Source organism: Janthinobacterium sp. 78 (genome assembly GCF_003096775.1).
Taxonomy (GTDB): Bacteria; Pseudomonadota; Gammaproteobacteria; order Burkholderiales; family Burkholderiaceae_D; genus Janthinobacterium; species Janthinobacterium tructae.
This window is the reverse complement of sequence record NZ_QENT01000001.1, coordinates 1,781,845-1,803,642: the sequence shown is the minus strand read 5'-3', so window position 1 is coordinate 1,803,642 and position 21,798 is coordinate 1,781,845. Positions and strand designations below refer to the sequence as shown.

Genomic DNA, 21,798 nt, shown 5'->3' with positions numbered 1-21,798 from the left:
TAGTAAAATGGAATTATTGGGGCGGCTGCGTGGCCGCCCGCATGACTTGCTCGAGCACGGCATTCACGCGCGGAATCAGCACGCGCTGGCTGATGGCCATCGATTCGGCCGACAGTTGCGGCATCGTGGCCAGCATCTTGCGTCCCAGCGGCGTCTTGTAGAAAGCCGTCAGCTGTTCGACTTCCTGCACCGTGTAAAAGCGCGCGTACAGGGGCACCATTTCGGCGCTCAACTCGTCGATCAGGGTCGGGTCGGCCAGCACCTGCGTCAGGGTGGCGATGGCGACGGGAATTTCTTCCTCGGCGCTGGCCAGTGCGCGCGCCTTGCGCTGCTCGTCCAGCTTGGGGTTGCTGCTGATTTGCTGCTGCGCCGACTGGCGGATCATGGCGGGCACCGATTGCAGCATCTGGTCGAAGATGCTGCGCGTGAGTTGCGGGAACTGCATCGCGTCGAGCATGCGCCGCACGGCCACTTTCATGGCGGGGCTAGGCGCCGCCTGGCGCGCAGGCGTGGCTTGCGCGCTCTGGGCCAGGGCCGGCAGGGTCGCAAGGAAGGCCAGCGAAAACGCGGCGAAGAAGGTGGCGACGATTTTTCTCATGGCATGCGGGATGTTGAATGAAGGGTAAATGGGCTGCGACCGGGAAGCTTGTCGGCTTACGCCCTTTGGGCTAAGCCGACCTACGGGCCTAACAACTGGCGCGCCAATAGCAATTGGGGCTCCCGAAAGAGCCCCAATCATCTTACTCCGGCTGGGCCGGATCGACAGGATCAACAGGATCGGCTGGTTCAGCCGCTGCCGGCGCAGCCGCGGCCTCCAGGCCCGCCTCCGTCGTCAGCTCGACTTCGTCGATATCCGTTTCCACCACGCGCTGCAGGCCGGACAGCTTGGTGCCGTCTTCCACGGCGATCAGGGTCACGCCCTGCGTCGCGCGGCCCATCTCGCGGATTTCCGACACGCGGGTGCGAATCAGCACGCCGCCGGTGGTGATCAGCATGATTTCATCGCTGGTATCGACCAGGGTCGCGGCAACCACTTTACCGTTGCGCTCGCTGGTCTGGATGGCGATCATGCCTTTCGTGCCACGGCCATGGCGCGTGTACTCGGTGATCGGCGTACGCTTGCCGTAACCGTTTTCGGTTGCCGTCAGTACCGACTGCTGCTCGTTCTCGGCCACCAGCAGGGCGATCACGTGCTGGCCTTCTTCCAGGTTCATGCCGCGCACACCGCGCGCCGTGCGGCCCATCGGACGCACGTCGTTTTCGTCGAAGCGCACTGCCTTGCCCGAATCGGAGAACAGCATCACGTCATGCTGGCCATCGGTCAGCGCCGCGCCGATCAGGAAGTCGCCGTCGTCCAGGTCGACCGCGATGATGCCGGCCTTGCGTGGATTGCTGAAGTCCTTCAGCGGCGTCTTTTTCACGGTACCGAGGCTGGTCGACATGAACACGTAATGGTCTTCCGGGAACGTGCGGTTTTCGCCCGACAGCGGCAGGATCACGGTGATCTTTTCGTTGTCCTGCAGCGGGAACATGTTGACGATCGGCTTGCCGCGCGAATTGCGCGAGCCTTGCGGCACTTCCCACACCTTCAGCCAGTACATGCGGCCACGATCCGAGAAGCACAGGATGTAGTCGTGCGTGTTGGCGATGAACAGCTGGTCGATCCAGTCTTCCTCTTTGGTCGCCATGGCCTGCTTGCCGCGTCCGCCGCGCTTCTGCGCGCGGTATTCGGAAATCGGCTGCGCCTTCATGTAACCGGTGTGCGACAGGGTCACGACCATGTCTTGCGGTGTGATCAGGTCTTCCGTTTCCAGGTCGGTCGCATTGAGCTCGATCTGCGAGCGGCGCACGTCCTTGTTACCGGCGCCGTATTCGTTCTTCGCCGCCGTCATTTCATCGGTGATGATGACGGTGACTCTTTCCGGCTTGGCCAGGATGTCGAGCAAGTCGGCGATATGTTCCATCACGTCCTTGTACTCGTTGACGATCTTGTCCTGCTCCAGACCGGTCAGGCGTTGCAAACGCATTTGCAGAATTTCCTGCGCCTGGTCGTCCGACAGCTTGTACAGGCCATCGCCCTGCATGCCGTAGTGCTTCGGCAGGTTTTCCGGACGGTAGGCATCGATGCCGCCTGGCGTCGTGCCGTCACCCGTGCGGGCCAGCATTTCGCGCACGACGGACGAATCCCAGGCCTTGGCCATCAGCTCGACCTTGGCGATCGGCGGCGTCGGCGCGGCCTTGATGATGGCGATGAAGTCATCGATATTGGCCAGCGCGACAGCCAGGCCTTCGAGCACGTGGCCCCGTTCGCGCGCCTTGCGCAGTTCGAACACGGTGCGGCGCGTGACCACTTCGCGGCGGTGCGACAGGAAGCATTGCAGCATCTGCTTGAGGTTCAGCAGCTTCGGCTGACCATCGACCAGAGCCACCATGTTCATGCCGAAGGTGTCTTGCAACTGGGTCTGCTTGTACAGGTTGTTCAGCACCACTTCCGGCACTTCGCCCCGTTTCAGCTCGATCACCACGCGCATGCCCGACTTGTCGGATTCGTCGCGGATATCGGAAATGCCGTCGAGCTTCTTGTCGCGCACGTTTTCAGCGATGCGTTCCAGCAAGGATTTCTTGTTGACCTGGAATGGCAGCTCGTCGACGATGATGGCGATGCGGCCGCCATCCTTGCCGTATTCTTCGAAGTGGGTCTTGGCACGCATGACCACGCGGCCGCGGCCCGTGCGGTAGCCGTCGCGCACGCCCGACACGCCATAGATGATGCCGGCGGTAGGGAAATCGGGAGCGGGAATAATCTCGATCAATTCATCGATCGTGCAATCGGGGTTGCGCAACACGTGCAGCGCGCCGTCGATGACTTCGGTGATGTTGTGTGGCGGAATGTTCGTCGCCATGCCGACCGCGATACCGGACGAGCCATTGATCAGCAGGTTCGGGATACGCGTCGGCAAGACCGTCGGTTCCTTTTCCTTGCCATCGTAGTTGGGCTGGAAGTCGACGGTATCCTTGTCGATATCGGCCAGCAGTTCGCCGGCGATTTTGTCCAGGCGGCACTCGGTGTAACGCATCGCCGCGGCGCCGTCGCCGTCGACGGAACCGAAGTTACCCTGGCCATCGACGAGCATGTAGCGCAGCGAAAAATCCTGCGCCATGCGCACCAGTGTGTCGTAGATCGAGGCATCGCCGTGGGGATGGTATTTACCCATGGTTTCGCCGACCACGCGGGCGCACTTGACGTAAGGGCGGTTCCACACGTTATTCATTTCATGCATCGCGAACAAGACGCGGCGGTGCACCGGCTTCAAGCCATCGCGCGCATCGGGCAAGGCGCGACCGACGATCACGCTCATGGCGTAATCGAGGTAGCTCTTGCGCATCTCTTCTTCGAGGGAAATAGGAATTGTTTCTTTTGCGAATTGATCCATTGGCGGTTCGACTGATCTCAGGCTGTGGTTAACTTATCTGTTACGCAATGTATGACGCAATACTGCATATCCTGGGTGGCTGTCGTCGTGGACGCTGCGCAGTGCGCTGCTGGCGCGGCCCGGCGTCCATGTCGCAGAGTGCCAGAACAAATCGGCGGGCTGGCGGCACGGCCAGTACGGGTACCGCAGTGGTACCTGCTGGCCATGCAATGCCGCCGTGCTCGACACTCTTAACAGTCAAGCGCACGATTTTAGCATGCGCGCCCAGCTACCTGTACAAATTGGCCATACCAACAAGATTGGCAGTTTGCACCGGGGGCGTGCATGTTGACCTGTCGATAATGCACAATGACAATATCAGTTCAAGACACCTGCCCTTCAAAGTGGCAAAAAAAGCGATCAAATGTTACAGATGCGTTACAAATGGGCATTTTCGTTGCGCAAAAACAACGCACGGTCTAAAATCGGGCAAGCTTTGATTTAACCACGGTCGTGCGCCCCTGATGCGTGTGGCAAAATGACTGAGAAGTTAATTGCTAGTTTCGCAATCTGAAACGAGCGCATATGGTCTACATGATAAAATCTTGGCACGTAGCACCAGTAGCGCAGTGTTGTTCTGCGGATATCACCCCCCGAAAGGAAAAAAGAATGAATAAATTTGTAACGCTGTTTTTCGCTGCATCCGCAGTGATTGCTGGCTCGGCTTCGGCCCAAACCCCAACCTCCCCACCATTCGCGCCAGTTACCACTGACATCAAAGCACCAAGCCCAAAAAGCGCTTACGTGCAAGATGCCCGCGGCGTGATCGTGCGCGATCCATTCGGTCTGTGCTGGCGCACCGGCTACTGGACACCTGCTGACGCAGTGCCAGGTTGCGACGTGCCACTGTGCGTAGCACCAGAAACCCTGCAAGACGGCAAATGCGTAGCTCCAGCAGCACCGGTCGTACCAGCACCGGCACCAGTCGTTGTCGTACCAGTACCAGTCGTTGTTGCTCCTACCTCGGAAAAAGTCAGCTTCGCTGCTGATGCATTCTTCGATTTCGACAAAGCTACACTGAAGCCAGAAGGCAAAGCCAAGCTGGACGAGCTGTCCGCACAACTGGGCGGCATCAACCTGGAAGTCATCATCGCTGTGGGTCACACCGACTCCGTCGGCACCGATGCTTACAACCAAAAACTGTCGGTACGTCGTGCTGATGCTGTCAAAGCCTACCTGGTCACCAAAGGCGTTGAAAGCAACCGCGTGTACACCGAAGGCAAAGGCGAAAAACAACCTGTTGCTGATAACAAAACTGCCGAAGGCCGTGCGAAAAACCGTCGCGTGGAAATCGAAGTTGTTGGTACCCGCAACAAGTAATAGCTGAGCCCCCGGACTTGCCGCAAGTCATCGCGCAAGTCAAGGACAGCATGAAAAACCCCGCCAAGGCGGGGTTTTTTTTCGTCCGTGGCTGCCCGATTGTAAAATTGCCGCTATTATTCGACCTATGAACGCCGACCCTCTCGAAATCCAAAAATTCAGTGAGCTGGCCCACCGCTGGTGGGACCCCACTTCCGAGTTTCGTCCCTTGCACGAAATTAACCCCCTGCGCCTGGAATGGATCAACGCGAAAGTGCCGCTGGCCGGCAAGCGCGTGATCGACATCGGCTGCGGCGGCGGCATCCTGGCCGAATCGATGGCCCGCAAGGGTGCCGACGTGACAGGCATCGACCTGTCCGACAAGGCCCTGAAAGTGGCCGACCTGCACAGCCTGGAATCGGGTGCCAAGGTACGCTACAAGCTGATCGCCGCCGAAGCCATGGCCGAGGAAGAGCCGGGCCAGTACGACGTCGTGACCTGCATGGAAATGCTCGAGCACGTGCCGGACCCCGCCGCCATCGTCAAGGCCTGCGCCACCCTGGTCAAGCCGGGCGGCCACATCTTCCTGTCGACCCTGAACCGCAACCCGAAAGCGTACCTGTTCGCCATTCTGGGCGCCGAGTACCTGCTGCGCCTGCTGCCGAAAGGCACGCACGACTATGACAAATTCATCACCCCGTCCGAACTGTCGCAATACGCGCGCAGCGCCGGCCTGGACGTCAACAGCATGCGCGGCATGGGCTACAATCCGCTGACCAAGATTTACTCACTTAATAGCGATACCAGCGTCAATTATCTGGTGGCCTGCACCCGGCCGCTGTAACCATCACGCACAATACAAGGCGGCTGCGGCCGCCATTTTTCATTCTTACTTGACACCTTTTGCCCGCCATGATCACAGACCATCTGCCAGCCCCGCGCGCCATCCTGTTCGACCTCGACGGCACCCTGGCCGACACCGCGCCCGACTTGGCGGCGGCCATCAACCTGCTGCGCGCACGCGCCGGCCTGGCGCCGACCCCGTATGACATCCTGCGCCCCACCGCCTCGGCCGGCGCGCGCGGCATGATAGGCGCGTCGTATGGCGTCCAACCTGGCGAAAGCGGCTACGAAGCCCTGAAAGACGGTTTCCTGAACAATTACGAAGCAGCCCTGGCCGTGGAAAGCCGTTTATTTGACGGCATCCCCGCCATGCTGGAAGGCCTGCAAGCCTTGGGCCTGGCCTGGGGCGTGGTCACCAACAAGGCCGCCCGCTTCACCGACCCGCTGGTAGGCCAGATCGGCCTGGGCGCGGCCGGCTGCGTGATCTCGGGCGACACCATGGCGCACCCGAAACCGCACCCCGCACCCCTGCTGGAAGCGGCGCGCCGACTGGAACTGGCACCGCAAGACTGCTGGTACGTGGGCGACGACCTGCGCGACATCCAGGCCGGCCGCGCCGCCGGCATGCGCACGGTCGCCTGCGCCTGGGGCTACTGCGGCCCCGTCGAGCCGCAGCACTGGAAGGCCGACCACCTGCTGGACACGCCGCAGGCCCTGCTCGAGCTGGTGACTGGCGTGGTGAAGGCGGCGCAGGCGCGGCAGCTGGCGGCGTAAATCGGCCTCCACTTGATCTGGCGCGCCAACAAACGAATGCATCATGCAAGAGTGTGAAGATTGCGCTACAATGAAGGTTCTGTGGGGACGACCTGGTTTCGACGTGGGTTGCAAAGCAGCGCAGGGCATACCGAGGGCGGGCTACCTCGTAAATACAACCTGAAAAAACTTAACTGCAAACGATAACTCGTACGCACTGGCAGCTTAATTGCTGTTAGCTCTAGAACACCTCGTCCCTGGGGTGGGCCGTTAAAAGCTCTAGAGTCATTTACAGGGACTCGTCTGATGCTGGGTTACTTAGCGTCCGACTAAATAATAGGTAACTCGCTTGCCCATAACGTGCACATCCGTGCTGGCTGAGTTAAATTAAATGATAGTGCTAAGTATGTAGAACTGTCTGTGGAGTGCTTGCGGACGCGGGTTCGATTCCCGCCGTCTCCACCACTGAATTCTTTAGAATCAAGTAGTTAGCAAGAAGAAGGCTGTCATTATTTGGGTTGTTTTTGGGCTGTTTTAGCCTAGGAATGACAACAAAATGACAGCTTTTTTTTGCCTATAAATATCTCATAAAAATGAAAAAAATATTCGAGACGCCCTTATTTACACAAGCATCGATACCAAACTGGCCCTGTCCTGAGTGTGGCGATGGACATCTAATACCGGTTCAGGACAGCTTCCAATGTTACGGCGATGCCAACACTGCACGCAATGGGGAACACATTGACGCCGAGGATCACAAGTATATATTTACCTTGACTGGAAGTTGCAATAATTGCAAAGGGAGTGTTGCAGTTTCTGGCAGGGGGGGGCTTGAGCACGCGCCTCTCGGCGATGGACAATGGGAGATTATAGATTACTTTATTCCTACTTTTTTTGAGCCATCGCTCCAAATAATCGACGTTAGTACGAACACAAATTTGCCTCTCCCAATAAAAAATTCTCTCAAGAAATCTTTTACTTTATTTTGGTGCGACTTCGATGCTTGCGCGAATCGTATTCGATCAACATTAGAGCTGCTGCTAGATGATATGGGCGTCACTCGGGAAAATCCCCGCGTACCAAATGGATATTTATCACTTCACGAACGCATAAATAAAATTGACGTTACAAGCAGAACATCACGCGACATCAAAGCTCTGGTAATGGCTCTGAAGTGGTTGGGGAATACCGCCTCGCACGAGTTGGAAGGCATCAACCACGAACAGCTCATTGACGGCTACAAAATGATGGAAAAAATCTTGGAGCTTCAGTATCCAAGCATTGACCATGATATGCAAAGATTGCTACTCAAAGCCAAAGCAGTCAATCAGAAAAAAAAGTGGAATTCAGGATTGTGATTCCTGTTGTCGTGGGTTCGGGCCCCATCAGCCACCCCAAAGAATAAGTAGGAAAATTAAAGGGTTACACGCTTCGGCTTGTAATCCTTTTTTTGCATTTTCCAACGGTTTTTTAAATTTTCCAACGCGCCCTGCTGCCGTATTGCATCGTATGCAACAAATCACCACTATGCAATATTAGCTACCCCCTCCTTGCCAGTGAGGGCCATAGGCGCTAACTCGGCCGGCATGACGTGGACCTTTCCGCTCCAAAAATACGAAAATTCGATGGTCTTGGAACGCAGTATCTGGATGACCTCCTTTTGCTTTGTGGAGCAGGCCTTGCTCATTTCTGGCGCATATCGCTCGTCCTGCCAAGCCCAGTTCCTGCTTGATAGTTACCGAAAAGAATCGCCACACCCAACGCTTAGCAAGGAATCAACAAACCTTCCCTTGCGTCTTCTACTGCGGTATCCTTCTATGTCCAACACGCAAGCTATAGCGGCCTTGCTGCGCGACGCAGGGCGACTCACATAGGACAAAGCAGAAGCGTATGGCTACAGATAATGAACAACTGCTACATTGGCGAAATGAAGCTATCGCCTTCTTGGCCTTCGCCTCTATTAAAGGCGTGGGATACTGGACCATGCGCTCCATCTACCAGCAGCGCGGTGGATTCTGGGAACTTATCAAAACGGGTTCATGCGAAGATTTCGAACGCTTCACTTCAGTAAAGATCGTCATCGATAAGGATTATGCTTGGGATCAATATAAAGCGGACCTCTGGGCCGTTGGTGTTGAATCGTGGAAAAAGCTCCGCAGCGAAGGAACCGGTCTGATTTTCCAGACGCAGCCAGAATTTCCACAGACGTTGGCAGCAATCCCCGACCCGCCCCACTGGCTCTTTTTCCAAGGCGAACTACTTAACCTGCATACCAAAGCGGTAGCAATTGTAGGCACTCGCAAGCCAACTAATGACGGAATCTTCCTTACCAAGTATGTTGTTGCGGCCCTTGCCAACCAAGCATATCCAACGGTTAGCGGCCTTGCTTTAGGCATCGACCAAGCAGTACACGAAGAGTCGATACGGTTCGGCATACCCACCATTGCGGTTTTGGGTACTGGCATCAATCAAAATTACCCTCGCGGCTCTGCGATCCTTCGTGCGGAAATCGTGCGCAAAGGCGGGACAATCATCACGGAATATCTACCAGACCAATCCTACAGCAGCGATAACTTTGTGCGTCGTAATCGCTTGCAGGCGGGACTGTGCGATACCCTCGTCCCAGTCGAATGGAAGATCAAAAGCGGCACTGCTCATACCGTCGAGTTCGCCTTCAAATACGGTAAGAAAATCGCAAACGTGTTCTTGCCGCACACGTACGACAGCAGACCAGAGCTCAAGTTTGCAGAGGATACTTACGGAGCGGTAGCCTCTGAAGCGCCACAGATGACCTCTCTACTGCTGCAATTCATCGAAGAAGAGCAAGTACAACCGACCGCAGCACAAGTGCAACTGGACCTTTTAGGGACGTCATGATTTCGAAAATTAAGGGCGTAATTCTTAGCGTTGAAGACACTCTCGTACGTCAAGCAGGTGGAGAAGGGGGCCCTTCCGCGTTTGCGGAGGTTACAAAGCTTATTCGTTTTCTCCAACTTACTGGTATTGAATTCGTTGTTACGACAAACCGGCCATGGACTGTCGGGCCAGACAAGACGCCACTAAGGGAACGTCTTCAGCAACTTTGGGGGCCGTTTCCCTATCTGAGCCTAGAAGACGATCCGAACATGCCGCCCCGGCCAAGGGCAGCGTTCACGGAATACATCCTGCAAAAGATGGGCTGGACTGATACGGAAACTGTGTACATCGGCTCCACGGAAAACGACATGCGAACGGCTGTGAATGGCGGGCTGCTTTTCCTCCGGGCTACGTGGTATGCCGACCATCTTGACTACGGGTTCGACTTCGCTACACCAAAAGACATTGCCCGCTTTTTAGCTGTATTTTGCCGCCGCGAACACCTGTGGGGCTACCAGATCGTTGACGGCGATTTCGAGTATTACGCCATCGCACCTTTCAGTACGATGAAAGAGGCGTTTGCCGCCTACTCGGCCGACGCGAGGTCAGCAGCAAAACATGGGCTTGGACACTTCGATTTCTGGGTAGGCGCGTTAGTATCAAGCCTGTACTTCTCCGGTATCCACAAGCGAGTGGACTACATCGCTGGCTATCCTGGTCACCAGAAAGCGTCTGGCAATGCGATGGATAGCGCCCTCGCGATATTCGGAAAGTGCTTTCGCAGCCGCTTCCTTCCAGACCTTGTACAACGTCATACCACAGCGACCAAGATGCAGACGGCAAGGAACTCAGGGGTCATTGTCGGGCATAACATTCAGCTAGACACGATTAAGCTTAATCGCACGCCTCATAAATCCGCCACCGATGTCTACAAGGCTTCGCCGTTGGACAAGAAACGGAAGACTGTGCTCCTTATTGATGACATTTGCACACGCGGGTATTCGATGGAAGCGGCACGTGCTTATCTCCAGCAGACAGGCACGAAAGTAATTATGGCGTCGTGGTTGAAGACGATCAACACCGACATAGAACGTCTTGGTGATTACAAGTTCGATCCTTACGTAATAAACAACTTTGATGCTGCGAACATAGCAAAGGTTTACCCATACAGGAACTATCTCACTAGTTTGCAGGCACCGACAGAACTAAGCCGAATGTTGGAGAGCTACGTCACATGGGACTGGCCCACATAGTCAGGCAGCGAAGAAGAAAATGGCTCAAAAGTGCGTCAAAATGCGTCAAATCGCATCCCCCCTCTTCCCGCCGCCGCGCCAGTCCTCATGCGCCTTCGGCCATGGCGCAAATTTGAGTCAAAAGAGCCCTATATAGCGGGCAGGTGTGGAGGGGGGACAACTGCGCGCGCCGGGCCGAAACGGGCCTTTTTCTTGCTTCTGGTGCAACATCATTCACTGGGACGTGAAAAAGCCGCCTCATGGGCGGCTTCTGCGGTGGCTGGGGAGCTCTGGCACGGCTGGGGTGTCGCGGCCCCGCCCTGCCGGCTATCGCGGCGTGGCGCTCATCCTGGGCGGCCGGCGCGGACCTTGGCCGCCTGCTCCTTCTCGTAGTCGTCGCGGCAGTCCACGCCACAGAACAGCAGCGCGGGCGCCAGCGCCTCGTCGCAGTAGTGGCAGCAGCCATGCGCCACCAGGGCGGGCCGGCTGCGCACGGCGGCCAGGCCGCGCGCCACCTCGGCAAAGATGATCTTGTCCGTGTTATCGATATGGTCGCTCATTGCGCGCCCTCCCCGCCCGTGGCCAGGTCATACGGAGCGAAGCGCACCACTTCCACGCCCGCCCACTCGTTGATCGCTTCGAACTGCGCCTGCAGCGGCACCAGCTCGTTACGCGCGAAGACGCGCGCGGCAGGCTCGACGGCGCCGAAGCCGCCGGCATTGTTCGGCAGGATGCCCATCAGCTGGGGCGGCACGCGGTGCGCGGCCAGCTGGTCGTCGCGCGTGACGCTCTTGATGTTGAAAAACTCGTCCTTGGCGGCCACGTCGGACACCGGCAGAATCTGGATGCCGTCCTTCTTGCCGTTCGGCGCGTACATGAACAGGTTGCGGAAGTTGCCCGGCCCCTTGCTGTCGCGCATGGCCTGGCGCAGATTGTCCACGTCCTGGGTGTTGGCGGCGGCGTCCGTCATGTAAAACACGAAACCGGCGTGCGAACCGTTCTTGTAGTACTTGCGACGGAACAGGGTGGCCGCCTCGTTGAGCCAGGCCGATTGCAGCGCGCTCAGGTACTGCGGCACGCCGTACAGCTCCTGATTGACGTCCGGTTCCATCAGGTGGAACACGCGGCCCTTGTCGAACTGGTGCACGGCCTGGTAGCCGTTCACGAAAAAATAGGTATCCAGATCGACGCCGCGCCGCATGTACTTGGCCAGGGCGTGCTCAAACTTCAACGCCTTGCCGCTGCGGCTGGGCCGGTCTTCCAGATAGGCATTACCGAACGTCAGGAAGTCGAGCGCCATGCGTTTGAAGGCGTCGCGCGACAGGTACTTGCTGGGAATCAGGGTGGACGCCAGCACGTTGGCCTTGAAGTGGATCGCGCTGCTGTGGTGCACACCGGCATTGAAAGACTTGGCCAGGCCGGCCAAATTGACGGGCGGCTCATACCAGTGGCCATTCTTCCAGCATTCGAAACAGTCGAGAATGTCGGCGTGCTCCAGCACGGGCGTCGGATCGCCGAAGGAAAACGCCTCGATGCCGGCGGCGGCCGGCGCCGTGGTCGCTGTTGATGGGGCGCCCTGGGCCTGCCGGCCGCGCGCGCGCAAGTGTCGTGCTTTGCTCAAGAATAAATCTCCATGAAAGAGTGGTGGTTGTCGGTGGTGCCTTCGAATGGCTCGTGATCGAGGGCGTGCATGCAGGCCCACGCCAGGTCGGCGTGGCCGGTTTCGTCGCTGCGGCCGGCGACATAGGTCACGTGCCGCCCGCTTGGGGTGAGGGTCTTGTGGATGGCCATGAAGGACTGCGCGATGTCCGTCCAGCCGGCGTCAAACTCCAGCCGGCCCTTGCTGATGATGTTTTTGGCTTTCAGCACCATGCGGGTTTTGACTTCGGGCGAGTAATTCAGGGCCGTCACGGCAGGGAAAAAGCCGCGCACGATGGGCAGCACGCCGATACCCATGCCGGTGGTGTCGATGCCGATGTATTCGACGTTGTAACGCTGGGTCATCTGGCGGATGGCATCGGCGTGGTCTTCGAAGCTCTGCTCGCGCCACTGGTGGCGCTCCAGGATGCGAAACTTGCCGCCTGCCGTCATGGGCGGCGCCAGCACCACGCAGCCGGCGCTGTCGCCGTTCAAGGCCGGGTCGTAGCCGATCCACACGGGCCGGTTGCCGAACGGGCGCAGGCCCAGCAAGGGCTTGTAGTCGTCCCACTCGACCCAGGAATCAACCATGCAGCGCTGCAGCTCGGCCAGCGGAAAGACCGAGGCCGAGTCGTCAATAAAATTGCACATCAGCAGATTGTCGAACTGGTCGGGGCTGTATTCGAAGTTGCGCAGCTCGTCGATGTCGAACAGGTTGCAGCCGCCGCGCTCGGCATCCAGGATGGTGACGATCTGGCGCCAGATCTTGTCCTCGCCCGTAAAACCCGACGAGAGGCGGCCATGGCTCACGTCGATGTTGACCTGGTCGGCCTTGGCGCGGCGCTTGTTGAACAGCTCGCCCGTCCAAAATGAATAGGCCTGATGCGTGGTCGAGGATGGCGTGGAAAAGTAGGTCTTGCGCCACTTCTTGTGGATGGCCATGCCCGAGGCCACCTTGTTCAACTCCTGGAAATTCTGTGTCCAGAAAAATTCATCGAAGTAGAAATTGCCGTGGTAGCCCTGCGCCGTGCGCGCATTGGTGCCCAGGAAGTACAGATGCGCGCCGTTCGGCAGCACGATGGGATCGCCCGTCAGCTCGATGCCGGCCGCTTCGCGCGCGAATTGGACGATGTATTGCTTGAAGACGTGGGCCTGCGACTTCGACGCGGACAGGAAGATCTGATTGCGGCCCGTGGCCATCGCATCGGCCAGCGCCTCGCGGGCGAAATACCAGGTGGCGCCGATCTGGCGCGACTTCAAAATGGCGCGCGTGCGCTGGTCGCCGTTGCGATACCAGACCTTTTGATAATCGAAGAGCGAGTCCTGGAAAGCGTCGAGCAGCTGGATTTTCTGTTCTTCGCTGAAGTCGTTGCGGGTCGGCTTCTTCTTCGGGCCGGCATTGCGGTTCGCCAGCTTGGGGTTGAGATCGACCTCGTTGCCGCCCGGCTGCTCATAGCGGCGCACGCGCGCCATCTGCACGATGGTGCGCGCAAGCAGGTCGATTTCCTTGTAGTCGCTGCCGCTCTTGACCTCTTTTTCGATCAGTTTCACCAGGCGCAGCTCGGCCGATGCCTCGACGTGCTCGATGGCCTGCGCCTTGTCCCATTCGTCGCGCTCTTTCCAGCTATTGATCGTGCTGCGCTTGATTCCCAGGTGGCGGGCGATGGACGAAATGCGCCAGCCCTTCCAGTACAGGGCGCGCGCGGCACGGCGCGGCTCGGATTCGGGCACGGCCAGTTCGGCGATTTTCTCGACGGCCGTTTGTTCGCTAGTTTTCTCGATGATTAGCATGCCGCCAGCGTAGGCCGCGCGCGCGCGGAGCGGGGAAAGGCAAAAGTCGCTATGGCCCATAGCAACCCGCACCGCATTGAATCGCAGCGCCAAGACGTTGACCATGGCGTTATCCGATCAACCGAGACACGCCACCATGCCTAAATCCCAATTCTTCCGCGTCGCCACCGAAGGCGCCACCACGGACGGCCGCAACATCGACCGCGCCACCATCGAGCAGATCGCCGCCACCTACAACCCGAAAACCTACGGCGCGCGCATCTGGCTAGAGCACATTCGCGGCATCCTGCCCGACAGCCAGTTCAAGGCCTACGGCGACGTGATCGCAGTGAAAGCCGAGGAAGTGGACACCGACAACGGCAAGAAACTGGCCCTGTTCGCACAGATCGAACCCACGCCCGAGCTGGTGGCCATCAACAAGGCGAAACAGAAGCTGTACACCAGCCTCGAAATCCAGCCCGATTTTGCCGACTCGTCGCAGCCCTACCTGGTCGGCCTGGGCGTCACGGACAGCCCGGCCAGCCTGGGCACGGAGGCGCTGAAGTTCTCCGCCAGCCGCAAGCAGCAAAGCGCCAACCTGTTTACCTCGGCCGTCGAGGTGACGCTGGAATTTGACGAGCCGCAGGGCACCAAGCTGGCCGACGCCGTGAAAAACCTGCTGTCGCGCTTCTCCAATAAATCCGGCGCCGACGCCGCGCAGTTCGCCGACATCAGCGAAGCCGTGCAGGAACTGGCCGGCCACGTCGTCACCGCCAACGACAACTACACGGGCACCTTGGCGCGCCTGGAAAAAACCGAAACGGCATTGAAGGCCACGCAGGACGAGCTGGCCGCTTTCAAGGCGCAGATGGACGAAGCGCCCGGCAACGGCCCACGCCGCCCGGCCGCCACCGGCAACGACGGCGCCGTGCAGACCGAGTTTTAAGCGCCCTCGCCCTTTCTTCCCCCCATTCAACAACGGAGCAACGATTTATGAAAAAGCAAACGCGCCAGGTCTTTGGCCAGTATGAAACCCGCCTGGGCCAACTGAACGACACGGACAACGTGGCCAAGACCTTCAGCGTCACGCCCAGCGTGCAACAAAAGCTGGAAACGAAAATGCAGGAGTCGAGCGAGTTCCTGTCGAAGGTGAACATCATCGGCGTGAGCGAACAGGAAGGCGAAAAACTGGGTCTGGGCGTATCCGGCCCGATTGCCGGCCGCACCAACACCAAGGACAAGGAACGCAAGACGCGCGACCTGTCCACCCTGGACGGCACCAAGTACCGCTGTGAGCAAACCAACTTCGACACGCATTTGAACTATGCCAAGCTGGATGCCTGGGCCAAGTTCCCCGACTTCCAGTCGCGCGTGGCCAATGCCATTTTGACGCGCCAGGCGCTCGACCGCATCGTCATCGGCTTCAATGGCGTGAAAGCCATGGCTGACACCGACCTGGACGCCAATCCGCTGCTGCAGGACGTCAATAAAGGCTGGCTGCAGCACCTGCGCGAGCTGGCGCCCGAGCGCGTGCTGGGCCTGGTGGCCGCTGGCATGCCGGGCAAGGTCATCATCGGCGACGTGGACGGCGCCGACTATGCCAACCTCGACGCGGCCGTCACCGATGCCGTCAACCTGCTGGACCCGTGGTATCAGGAAGACACCAACCTGGTGGCCATCGTCGGGCGCAAGCTGTTGAATGACAAGTATTTCCCATTGGTCAACACCAAGCAAGCGCCCACGGAAACCCTGGCGGCCGACATCATCATCAGCCAGAAGCGCATCGGCGGCTTGCCGGCCGCGCGCGTGCCCTTCTTCCCAGATAACGCCATTCTCATCACGCGCTTCGACAATCTGTCGATCTACTTCCAGGAAGGCGCGCGCCGCCGCCGCGTCGAAGATGTGCCGAAACGCGACCGCATCGAGAATTACGAGTCGTCCAACGACGCCTACGTGATCGAAGACCTGGGCCTGGCCGCTCTGGTGGAAAACATCGAGCTGAAAGACAAGTAATGAGTAATCAGTCCCCCGCACTGCGCCACCGCGCACGCATGCTGGCCGAGCGCACGGCCGGCGCCGCCGCGCCGCTGGGCGTGACCACCGGCACGGCCTACGAAATGATGCTCTACAAGCTGGCCGATGACCGCCGGCGCCTGAAATCCATCCAGTCGGTCGAGCGCAAGATCGAGGTCAAGGCCACCTTGCTGCCGGATTACGCGCAATGGATCGACGGCGTGCTGGCCGGCGGCAAGGGTGCGCAGGATGACGTCTTCGCCACCCTGCTTGTGTGGCACATCGACACGGGCGAGTACGCGCGCGCCCTGGTCATGGCCGAATACGCGCTGGCGCACAAGTTCACCCTGCCCGAGACCTACAGCCGCGACATCGCCACGCTGATGCTAGACGAATTTGCCGAAGGCTACTTGCACGGCAAGCTGGCCGCCGATCCGCAGCACGCCGCGCAGGTGCTGGGCCAGGTGGAACAGCTGACGGCCGCCAGCGACGCGCCCGACCAGGCGCGGGCCAAGCTGCACAAGGCTATCGGCCTGGCCATGATCGCCGTGCTCGATCAGGCCGACGACACGGACATCGCCCCGGCGCTGGTGGCACAGGCGGAAAACGCCATGGGCCAGTTGAAACGCGCGCGCGCCCTGTCCGAGTCTTGCGGCGTCAAGAAAGATATGGAACGGCTGGAGCGGCGCATCAAGCGCGCGGCCGGTTCCACGTAAAGAGCATCCCCCGCAGCACGGCGGCACGGGGGGATTCTGGCTGAACCATCGGCCTGATGAACCCCGTCCACCGCCCTATTTTTTTGAAAGCCCCGTATGTCCTTCATGGCCCTGCCCCCGTCAATCCCGCCCGGCACCGCCCCGGTGCAGCCGACGCCTGCCGCCGGCATCATCGAGAACGACGGCTGGTTTCCCGACATCCTACTCACCGATATGCGGGACGCCATGCGCCTGGATGGCACCGTCACCGACGCGCGCCTGGTGCAAGCCGTGGTCGATGCCATCCTGCAGGTCAACCGCGAGCTGGCCGACTGGCAAGGCAAGCAGGCCGCTGCCGGAGTCCCTGCCCTGGTCGATGTACCGGCCACGCGCATCAACCGCGAATCCCGCCTGCTGGCGCAGTACCGGCGCGCCGTCTACAGCACGGCGAAAGCCGATCTGATCGAGCGTTACCGCGACTACGACAGCACGGCCACCTCCGTCAGCGACAAGAAAAGCATGGAATGGCTGGACGAGGCGCCCGGTGCGCAGCGGCGCAATGCGCAATGGGCCATCGCCGATATCGTCGGCCGCACGCACCTCACCGTGGAATTGATCTGATGCAGGTGCGCACACAGCAGCACGACACGGTAGACGCCCTGGTGTGGCGCTACCTGGGCGACGGCGCGGGATACGTCGAGCAAACCCTGGAAATGAATCCCGCACTGGCGCGCCACGGCGCCGTGCTGCCCGCCGGACTGGTCGTCACCCTGCCCGAGCCGGCGCCCAGCACGAGCCAAGTGGCCGCAGCCGATCTTGTGCAGCTATGGGATTAACACAGCAATCCATCTTTTTACCCTCATGAAAAATATCTCACCCCTAACCTCGGAGTATCAAGCAATGTCCGCAGAATCGTTTGGTGGTTTCGCCACCCTGGTCAAACTGTACGGCTTCAAGGCGGCGCTGGGCATGGTCGGCGCGGCCATGCTGTACATCGTGCTGCCGCCGCTGAATGCCGACGGCACCTTCAACAAGGGCGAATTCGTCGCCCGCCTGGCCTGCGCGGGCGTGTTCTCGTGCCTCCTGGGCGGCACCGTGTACCAGCTGCTGTGCGCCCAGCTCCCGGCCATCGGCGCCATGGTCAACGCCTCCGCCATCGACTTGATCGTCGGCGCGCCCGGCTGGTGGGTATCGCGCGCCGTGGCCCTGTGGTTCCAGCGCCGCAGCGACAAGGACATCGCCGAGCTGGTCAAAGACGCGAAGGAACACTGATGGCTACCATGGAAAATCCCCTGATTGCACGCGTCATCGACGCCATCTTGCGCGCCGAAGGCGGCTATGTGAACGACCCACAAGACAAAGGCGGCGAAACCAACTTCGGCATCACTGTGGCCGTGGCGCGCGCCAGCGGCTACGCGGGGCCGATGCGCGATCTGCCCGAGTCCGTGGCGCGCACCATCTACACGGCGCGCTACATCACGGAACCGAAGTTCGACCAGGTGCTGGCCATCCATGCCGGCATCGGCGCCGAAGTGATCGACACGGGCGTGAACATGGGGCCGCATCGCGCCGCCGAGTTCCTGCAGCGCTGGCTGAACGGTTTTAACGACACGGGCGCCCGCTATCCCGTCCTGTTCGTCGACGGCCGCCTAGGCGCGCAGTCGCTGGGCGCGCTGGCCGCTTTCCTCAAATGGCGCGGCCAGGATGGCGCCACCGTGCTGCTGCGCGCCTTGAATGGCCTGCAGGCGGCGCGCTACTTGGACATCACCGAAGCCAACAAGACCCAGCGCCGTTTTCTGTTCGGCTGGATCAAGGAACGGGTGGCCATGTGACCGCAAGCACCTGGCGCCCGCTGGCCACCTGCCTACTGTGCGGCGCTCTGTTCGGCTGGACGGCGCAGGGCTGGCGCAAGGACGCCAGCATCGCCGAACTGCAGCGGGCGGCCGCCACCAGCAATACCAATGCCGCTACCGCGCTGGCCCAGGCTACCGCCCGTGTGCTCACGCTGGAGCGCGCCGCCGGCGCCGCCCTGGCGCAGCGCGCCGACCAACTCACCCAGGAGCAAACCCGTGCGAAAACTGAGCGTGACTATTTCAATGATGATGTCCGCAGCGGCGCTGTGCGCCTGTCAATCCCCATTGCCAGCGCCCAGTGCGCCGCAACTGCAGATTCCACCGCTGCCGCAGGCAATCGGCACCAAACGCGCGCCGAACTTGACCCAGCGACTGCGGCAGCTCTTGACGCCATTGCCGGCGACGGCGACGACGCCACCCGCCAGCTGAACGCCTGTATCGACGCCTACAACACCGTGCGGAACACCTACCATGTACAAACCGAATAGCCTGCGCCAGCACCTGGCCGCCGCCATCCCCGACCTGCAGCGCGATCCCGACCGCCTGCTGGTCTTCGCCGACGAGGGCAACGTGGTGGCGTCGGCCACCGCCTCCCTCTCCTTCGAATACCGATTCAAGCTCAACCTGATCGTGACCGATTACGCGGGCGACGCGGACGCCATCATGGTTGCCCTGATCGCCTGGCTCAAAGTGCATCAGCTCGCCCTGATGGCCAATGAGGAAACGCGCAAGCACGGCATCGCCTTCGAAGTCGATTTTAATAACCATGAGACGGTCGACATTTCCATCAAGCTGGACCTGACCGAGCGCGTGGCCGTCAAGGCGGGCGAAGCGGGCCGCCTGGACATCAAGCACCTGGCCGAGATACAGCACATGCCAGCCTATGCGGACGAGTTCTGGAAGCTGTATGACGGCGACACCCTGCTGGCCGAATGGCGCACCCCCGAGGCAACGCCATGAGCGACGCCCTGCACGCGCTGGAAGCCTGGGCCGGCGCCCTGCTGGCCAAACTGCAGCCGGCCCAGCGCCGCGCCATCAATCACAAGGTGGCCATCGACCTGCGCCGCAGCCAGGCGCAGCGCATCAAGGCGCAGCAGGGGCCGGATGGAACGGCCTACCCTGCGCGCAAGCGGCGCAAGGAATTCAAGGGCAAGAATGGACGGATCAAGCGGCAGAAGGCGGCCATGTTCGCCAAGATTCGCACCGCAAAACACCTGAAAATAAAGGCGACAGGCGACCAAATCGAAGTCGGATTCTTTGGCTGGGTGGCGCGCGTGGCGAGGGTGCATCAGTTTGGCCGGCAAGATCGCGTGTCAAAAAAAGGACAGGCATACAAGTACCCGGAGCGGCCGCTGCTGGGCTTGGGTGAACCGGATCGGACGTTGATACGCGAATCACTGCTGCGTCACTTGGGGAAAACTAAGGTGCATTAATACATTCTCCAACTGACAGTAGTTATCAAATGAGTTAGAGTCGCCTAATGCCGACCATAGTTGGCCAGAAGCAGGGGTTCAACTCGACAAGGTAAAACCTGCCGTATTGCCCTTGCTTTCAGCGCTATTTTGGCCACGTCTACATGCGATCAACACACTAAGCGCACCTTCTAAATTACGTGTGCAATATTCATTTTGGAGAAAATTATGCCGGTTGGACTCGACGTTGACGGAATCATTTTTAGCGAGGTAGCGTTGGTGGATCGACCAAGTCACGCAGCTGCGCTTGGGCGAATCTTTACAAGCTGGTCTTTAATTGAAGCCTCGATAGCGTCCCTTTTAGGTTTGATGATGCATACTGACCATAATGCGGCACTTGCTCTTCTCGGCACTTTCAAAAGCAATAGCGCTAGGATCGATGCTATTAGAAAAACAGGAAAACAATTACTTGATGCTTCCCTTTTCAAGGAATTCGACGATGTTATGAAAGACGTACTTTCTTATGCGGAAGAGCGTAATGCGATTGCCCATGGGGTTTGGGGCTCATGTAAGGAAAAGCCGGAGATTGTCTATCGTATGCCCATGAATAATTTTACAAGGTTTTTATTAGAAACAGCGAATAGTTCAGCTGATGAAATCCTGGGGAAATTGGAGTCATTTAAGACCTCCTTTACGACCTTTACCCTGGATAACCTGGAGCGAATCGAACAACAAGGGCGTGATGTCCTATCCCGCGCTATGGCAGAAACAATGAAGAAGTCATATTCTCTGGCATTGGAGAAACAAACGAAAGCGAAGTAGCAAGACGACCTCCGTGCGGCAACTGAGGGGAGCTGATCAACAGTAAGGTCTGTGATTCGAGGTGCTGGACTCCCCGCCCGTATAGGTCTGCTTGAGGGCGGTTGCGGAAACTGATGATTTTTGCTGTTTGGCAACATGTTATGCTACGCCCAGCGGCCGATCTCAACCAGAAGCGGACTTTGTATTACTATTGGTATTGCTCTGACCCATACACCGTGGATGCATATTGCCCAGCGGTGCCTTACGTACTGATAGGGCCCCAATGTAGCTACAAATCTACGATCTGTGAAAACAGATGCAACCGAGGCGTTTCCCGCTACAGAATGGATCAGAGCTGGCAATCCTAACGTTAAACAGCTTTCTACTCATCAATAGGTTTTTAATGGAAAAACATCAAATAAGTCCGGAAAAAATAACAAAACCAATTCAGTTATTGGGGGCCTGGCTTGTTGGGCTATTGGCAGTTGACGCGTCGTTTTTGTTTGCGGCAACGAACATGGGAACTGATGCATGGCAATCGTCAGCACTAACTATTGCCGCGATTGCAAATGTTCCGATATTTATCGGCGCACTCTTCTTGTTGCAAACGAAATTTAGACCTGAACTACAAGAAGATTCATTCTATTCAACCTATTTAAATAGAAAGACGAATGAGGTTGTCAAAATTTCTAAAATCGATGTTCAATTCGAAGAAATGGAGAAAAAGTTTGAGTTATTAGAATCGCGCCAAGCAGAAAATTTAAACCTTAAGAAACCTACATCCTTGTCCACACTTTCTTATGGTGTCAATACTCATATTTCCAATCAAGAAGAGATTACCTCTAGGCTTTGGGATATCGGCGTCAACCAACTACGCGAATTTGGCGAAAAATTACCACCACCTAACAGCAAGATTGTTTCGATTGCTGAACGGGTCTCAGACGAACTGAGGGACGAAATTCTTACCATGGCATCGCAGCTAGGGTTCGAACACTATTCAACGATATTTCCTTTTGAAGATCTAGAGGAAGATGTTTTGTTTGGCGCTTATGGTGACGCGGAAGGACGCATTATAAAAAAGAAAATAAAATTTAAACCATCGGAAAAATAAACCGTATTTAGCGCTAAACGCGTCCTTTTAGCATTCTCCCAATTCGACG

Annotated in this window: 23 protein-coding genes and 1 other RNA gene; 19 read left to right on the top strand and 5 right to left on the bottom strand. The window is 58.4% G+C overall.

Annotated features, from left to right (window positions below; all coding sequences use genetic code 11):
- Window positions 1–13: 13 nt before the first annotated feature.
- A complete protein-coding gene (locus tag C8C92_RS08050) occupies window positions 14–598 on the bottom strand; it encodes a DUF2059 domain-containing protein (RefSeq protein WP_165829331.1) in 585 nt (194 codons plus the stop codon).
- A 142-nt stretch (window positions 599–740) separates the two neighbouring features.
- Window positions 741–3,434, bottom strand: a complete 2,694-nt coding sequence (gyrA, locus tag C8C92_RS08045) for a DNA gyrase subunit A (RefSeq protein ID WP_116743494.1) — start codon at window positions 3,432–3,434, stop codon at window positions 741–743.
- A 648-nt stretch (window positions 3,435–4,082) separates the two neighbouring features.
- Between gyrA and ompA the strand changes: the two genes are divergently transcribed.
- The 7 genes from ompA to C8C92_RS08010 all read left to right on the top strand — a co-directional run bounded on the left by ompA (window position 4,083) and on the right by C8C92_RS08010 (window position 10,477).
- Window positions 4,083–4,793, top strand: coding sequence for an outer membrane protein OmpA (gene ompA, locus C8C92_RS08040; RefSeq protein WP_099760293.1), 711 nt, complete (start codon window positions 4,083–4,085; stop codon window positions 4,791–4,793).
- A gap of 127 nt (window positions 4,794–4,920) precedes the next feature.
- Window positions 4,921–5,616: a bifunctional 2-polyprenyl-6-hydroxyphenol methylase/3-demethylubiquinol 3-O-methyltransferase UbiG gene (ubiG, locus tag C8C92_RS08035; protein WP_116743493.1), complete on the top strand. Its 696-nt coding sequence runs from the start codon at window positions 4,921–4,923 to the stop codon at window positions 5,614–5,616.
- Between the two features lie 68 nt (window positions 5,617–5,684).
- On the top strand, window positions 5,685–6,389 hold the full coding sequence (locus C8C92_RS08030) for an HAD-IA family hydrolase (RefSeq protein WP_116745879.1): 705 nt from the start codon (window positions 5,685–5,687) through the stop codon (window positions 6,387–6,389).
- A gap of 83 nt (window positions 6,390–6,472) precedes the next feature.
- Window positions 6,473–6,833: a transfer-messenger RNA gene (ssrA, locus tag C8C92_RS08025) on the top strand.
- A 128-nt stretch (window positions 6,834–6,961) separates the two neighbouring features.
- The gene (locus tag C8C92_RS08020) at window positions 6,962–7,726 is read left to right on the top strand and encodes a DUF4145 domain-containing protein (protein ID WP_116743492.1); all 765 of its coding nucleotides are present in this window, start codon (window positions 6,962–6,964) and stop codon (window positions 7,724–7,726) included.
- A gap of 532 nt (window positions 7,727–8,258) precedes the next feature.
- Complete coding sequence (locus C8C92_RS08015) at window positions 8,259–9,245, top strand: DNA-processing protein DprA (protein ID WP_116743491.1); 987 nt, start codon at window positions 8,259–8,261, stop codon at window positions 9,243–9,245.
- Window positions 9,242–10,477, top strand: coding sequence for a hypothetical protein (locus C8C92_RS08010; protein ID WP_207780980.1), 1,236 nt, complete (start codon window positions 9,242–9,244; stop codon window positions 10,475–10,477). Before C8C92_RS08015 ends, C8C92_RS08010 begins: the two co-directional genes overlap by 4 nt.
- Before the next feature lie 323 nt (window positions 10,478–10,800).
- Here C8C92_RS08010 and C8C92_RS08005 read toward each other — a convergent pair whose 3' ends face one another.
- Genes C8C92_RS08005 through C8C92_RS07995 form a run of 3 tightly spaced genes read right to left on the bottom strand, consistent with a single transcriptional unit; the run spans window position 10,801 to window position 13,885 of the window.
- Entirely contained in the window at window positions 10,801–11,016 is a 216-nt protein-coding gene (locus C8C92_RS08005; RefSeq protein WP_116743490.1) for a hypothetical protein, read from the bottom strand.
- Window positions 11,013–12,059 carry a phage portal protein gene (locus C8C92_RS08000; RefSeq protein WP_243420397.1) on the bottom strand — a complete coding sequence of 349 codons (1,047 nt, stop codon included), beginning with the start codon at window positions 12,057–12,059 and terminating at the stop codon, window positions 11,013–11,015. The genes C8C92_RS08005 and C8C92_RS08000 overlap by 4 nt, the downstream gene beginning before the upstream one ends.
- A gap of 14 nt (window positions 12,060–12,073) precedes the next feature.
- A complete protein-coding gene (locus tag C8C92_RS07995; protein ID WP_116745877.1) occupies window positions 12,074–13,885 on the bottom strand; it encodes a terminase ATPase subunit family protein in 1,812 nt (603 codons plus the stop codon).
- Between the two features lie 136 nt (window positions 13,886–14,021).
- Between C8C92_RS07995 and C8C92_RS07990 the strand changes: the two genes are divergently transcribed.
- From C8C92_RS07990 to C8C92_RS07935, 12 genes are all read left to right on the top strand, one after another.
- Window positions 14,022–14,810, top strand: a complete 789-nt coding sequence (locus C8C92_RS07990; RefSeq protein WP_116743488.1) for a GPO family capsid scaffolding protein — start codon at window positions 14,022–14,024, stop codon at window positions 14,808–14,810.
- A 47-nt stretch (window positions 14,811–14,857) separates the two neighbouring features.
- On the top strand, window positions 14,858–15,877 hold the full coding sequence (locus C8C92_RS07985) for a phage major capsid protein, P2 family (protein WP_116743487.1): 1,020 nt from the start codon (window positions 14,858–14,860) through the stop codon (window positions 15,875–15,877).
- Window positions 15,877–16,593: a phage terminase small subunit gene (gene gpM / locus C8C92_RS07980; protein ID WP_116743486.1), complete on the top strand. Its 717-nt coding sequence runs from the start codon at window positions 15,877–15,879 to the stop codon at window positions 16,591–16,593. The genes C8C92_RS07985 and gpM overlap by 1 nt, the downstream gene beginning before the upstream one ends.
- 96 nt (window positions 16,594–16,689) lie before the next feature.
- Window positions 16,690–17,193, top strand: a complete 504-nt coding sequence (locus C8C92_RS07975) for a head completion/stabilization protein (protein WP_116743485.1) — start codon at window positions 16,690–16,692, stop codon at window positions 17,191–17,193.
- The gene (locus C8C92_RS07970) at window positions 17,193–17,408 is read left to right on the top strand and encodes a tail protein X (protein ID WP_116743484.1); all 216 of its coding nucleotides are present in this window, start codon (window positions 17,193–17,195) and stop codon (window positions 17,406–17,408) included. The genes C8C92_RS07975 and C8C92_RS07970 overlap by 1 nt, the downstream gene beginning before the upstream one ends.
- A 64-nt stretch (window positions 17,409–17,472) precedes the next feature.
- Complete coding sequence (locus C8C92_RS07965; protein WP_070224671.1) at window positions 17,473–17,844, top strand: hypothetical protein; 372 nt, start codon at window positions 17,473–17,475, stop codon at window positions 17,842–17,844.
- Window positions 17,844–18,404: a glycosyl hydrolase 108 family protein gene (locus C8C92_RS07960; protein WP_116743483.1), complete on the top strand. Its 561-nt coding sequence runs from the start codon at window positions 17,844–17,846 to the stop codon at window positions 18,402–18,404. The genes C8C92_RS07965 and C8C92_RS07960 overlap by 1 nt, the downstream gene beginning before the upstream one ends.
- Window positions 18,401–18,913: a lysis system i-spanin subunit Rz gene (locus C8C92_RS07955; protein WP_243420144.1), complete on the top strand. Its 513-nt coding sequence runs from the start codon at window positions 18,401–18,403 to the stop codon at window positions 18,911–18,913. The genes C8C92_RS07960 and C8C92_RS07955 overlap by 4 nt, the downstream gene beginning before the upstream one ends.
- Window positions 18,897–19,385: a phage tail protein gene (locus C8C92_RS07950; RefSeq protein ID WP_116743482.1), complete on the top strand. Its 489-nt coding sequence runs from the start codon at window positions 18,897–18,899 to the stop codon at window positions 19,383–19,385. The genes C8C92_RS07955 and C8C92_RS07950 overlap by 17 nt, the downstream gene beginning before the upstream one ends.
- Window positions 19,382–19,858, top strand: a complete 477-nt coding sequence (locus tag C8C92_RS07945) for a phage virion morphogenesis protein (protein WP_116743481.1) — start codon at window positions 19,382–19,384, stop codon at window positions 19,856–19,858. The genes C8C92_RS07950 and C8C92_RS07945 overlap by 4 nt, the downstream gene beginning before the upstream one ends.
- A 207-nt stretch (window positions 19,859–20,065) precedes the next feature.
- Window positions 20,066–20,659: a hypothetical protein gene (locus tag C8C92_RS07940; protein ID WP_116743480.1), complete on the top strand. Its 594-nt coding sequence runs from the start codon at window positions 20,066–20,068 to the stop codon at window positions 20,657–20,659.
- 382 nt (window positions 20,660–21,041) lie between these two features.
- Window positions 21,042–21,749 (top strand): hypothetical protein, encoded by a 708-nt coding sequence (locus C8C92_RS07935; protein ID WP_133250719.1) that lies wholly within the window; start codon window positions 21,042–21,044, stop codon window positions 21,747–21,749.
- Window positions 21,750–21,798: the final 49 nt, after the last annotated feature.

Bases quoted from the DNA above. Each gene is read 5' to 3' on its own strand.
- C8C92_RS08050 (WP_165829331.1), bottom strand. From the start codon at position 598: ATGAGAAAAATCGTCGCCACCTTCTTCGCCGCGTTTTCGCTGGCCTTC.
- gyrA (WP_116743494.1), bottom strand. From the start codon at position 3,434: ATGGATCAATTCGCAAAAGAAACAATTCCTATTTCCCTCGAAGAAGAG.
- ompA (WP_099760293.1), top strand. From the start codon at position 4,083: ATGAATAAATTTGTAACGCTGTTTTTCGCTGCATCCGCAGTGATTGCT.
- ubiG (WP_116743493.1), top strand. From the start codon at position 4,921: ATGAACGCCGACCCTCTCGAAATCCAAAAATTCAGTGAGCTGGCCCAC.
- C8C92_RS08030 (WP_116745879.1), top strand. From the start codon at position 5,685: ATGATCACAGACCATCTGCCAGCCCCGCGCGCCATCCTGTTCGACCTC.
- C8C92_RS08020 (WP_116743492.1), top strand. From the start codon at position 6,962: ATGAAAAAAATATTCGAGACGCCCTTATTTACACAAGCATCGATACCA.
- C8C92_RS08015 (WP_116743491.1), top strand. From the start codon at position 8,259: ATGGCTACAGATAATGAACAACTGCTACATTGGCGAAATGAAGCTATC.
- C8C92_RS08010 (WP_207780980.1), top strand. From the start codon at position 9,242: ATGATTTCGAAAATTAAGGGCGTAATTCTTAGCGTTGAAGACACTCTC.
- C8C92_RS08005 (WP_116743490.1), bottom strand. From the start codon at position 11,016: ATGAGCGACCATATCGATAACACGGACAAGATCATCTTTGCCGAGGTG.
- C8C92_RS07995 (WP_116745877.1), bottom strand. From the start codon at position 13,885: ATGCTAATCATCGAGAAAACTAGCGAACAAACGGCCGTCGAGAAAATC.
- C8C92_RS07990 (WP_116743488.1), top strand. From the start codon at position 14,022: ATGCCTAAATCCCAATTCTTCCGCGTCGCCACCGAAGGCGCCACCACG.
- C8C92_RS07985 (WP_116743487.1), top strand. From the start codon at position 14,858: ATGAAAAAGCAAACGCGCCAGGTCTTTGGCCAGTATGAAACCCGCCTG.
- gpM (WP_116743486.1), top strand. From the start codon at position 15,877: ATGAGTAATCAGTCCCCCGCACTGCGCCACCGCGCACGCATGCTGGCC.
- C8C92_RS07975 (WP_116743485.1), top strand. From the start codon at position 16,690: ATGTCCTTCATGGCCCTGCCCCCGTCAATCCCGCCCGGCACCGCCCCG.
- C8C92_RS07970 (WP_116743484.1), top strand. From the start codon at position 17,193: ATGCAGGTGCGCACACAGCAGCACGACACGGTAGACGCCCTGGTGTGG.
- C8C92_RS07965 (WP_070224671.1), top strand. From the start codon at position 17,473: ATGTCCGCAGAATCGTTTGGTGGTTTCGCCACCCTGGTCAAACTGTAC.
- C8C92_RS07960 (WP_116743483.1), top strand. From the start codon at position 17,844: ATGGCTACCATGGAAAATCCCCTGATTGCACGCGTCATCGACGCCATC.
- C8C92_RS07950 (WP_116743482.1), top strand. From the start codon at position 18,897: ATGTACAAACCGAATAGCCTGCGCCAGCACCTGGCCGCCGCCATCCCC.
- C8C92_RS07945 (WP_116743481.1), top strand. From the start codon at position 19,382: ATGAGCGACGCCCTGCACGCGCTGGAAGCCTGGGCCGGCGCCCTGCTG.
- C8C92_RS07940 (WP_116743480.1), top strand. From the start codon at position 20,066: ATGCCGGTTGGACTCGACGTTGACGGAATCATTTTTAGCGAGGTAGCG.
- C8C92_RS07935 (WP_133250719.1), top strand. From the start codon at position 21,042: ATGGAAAAACATCAAATAAGTCCGGAAAAAATAACAAAACCAATTCAG.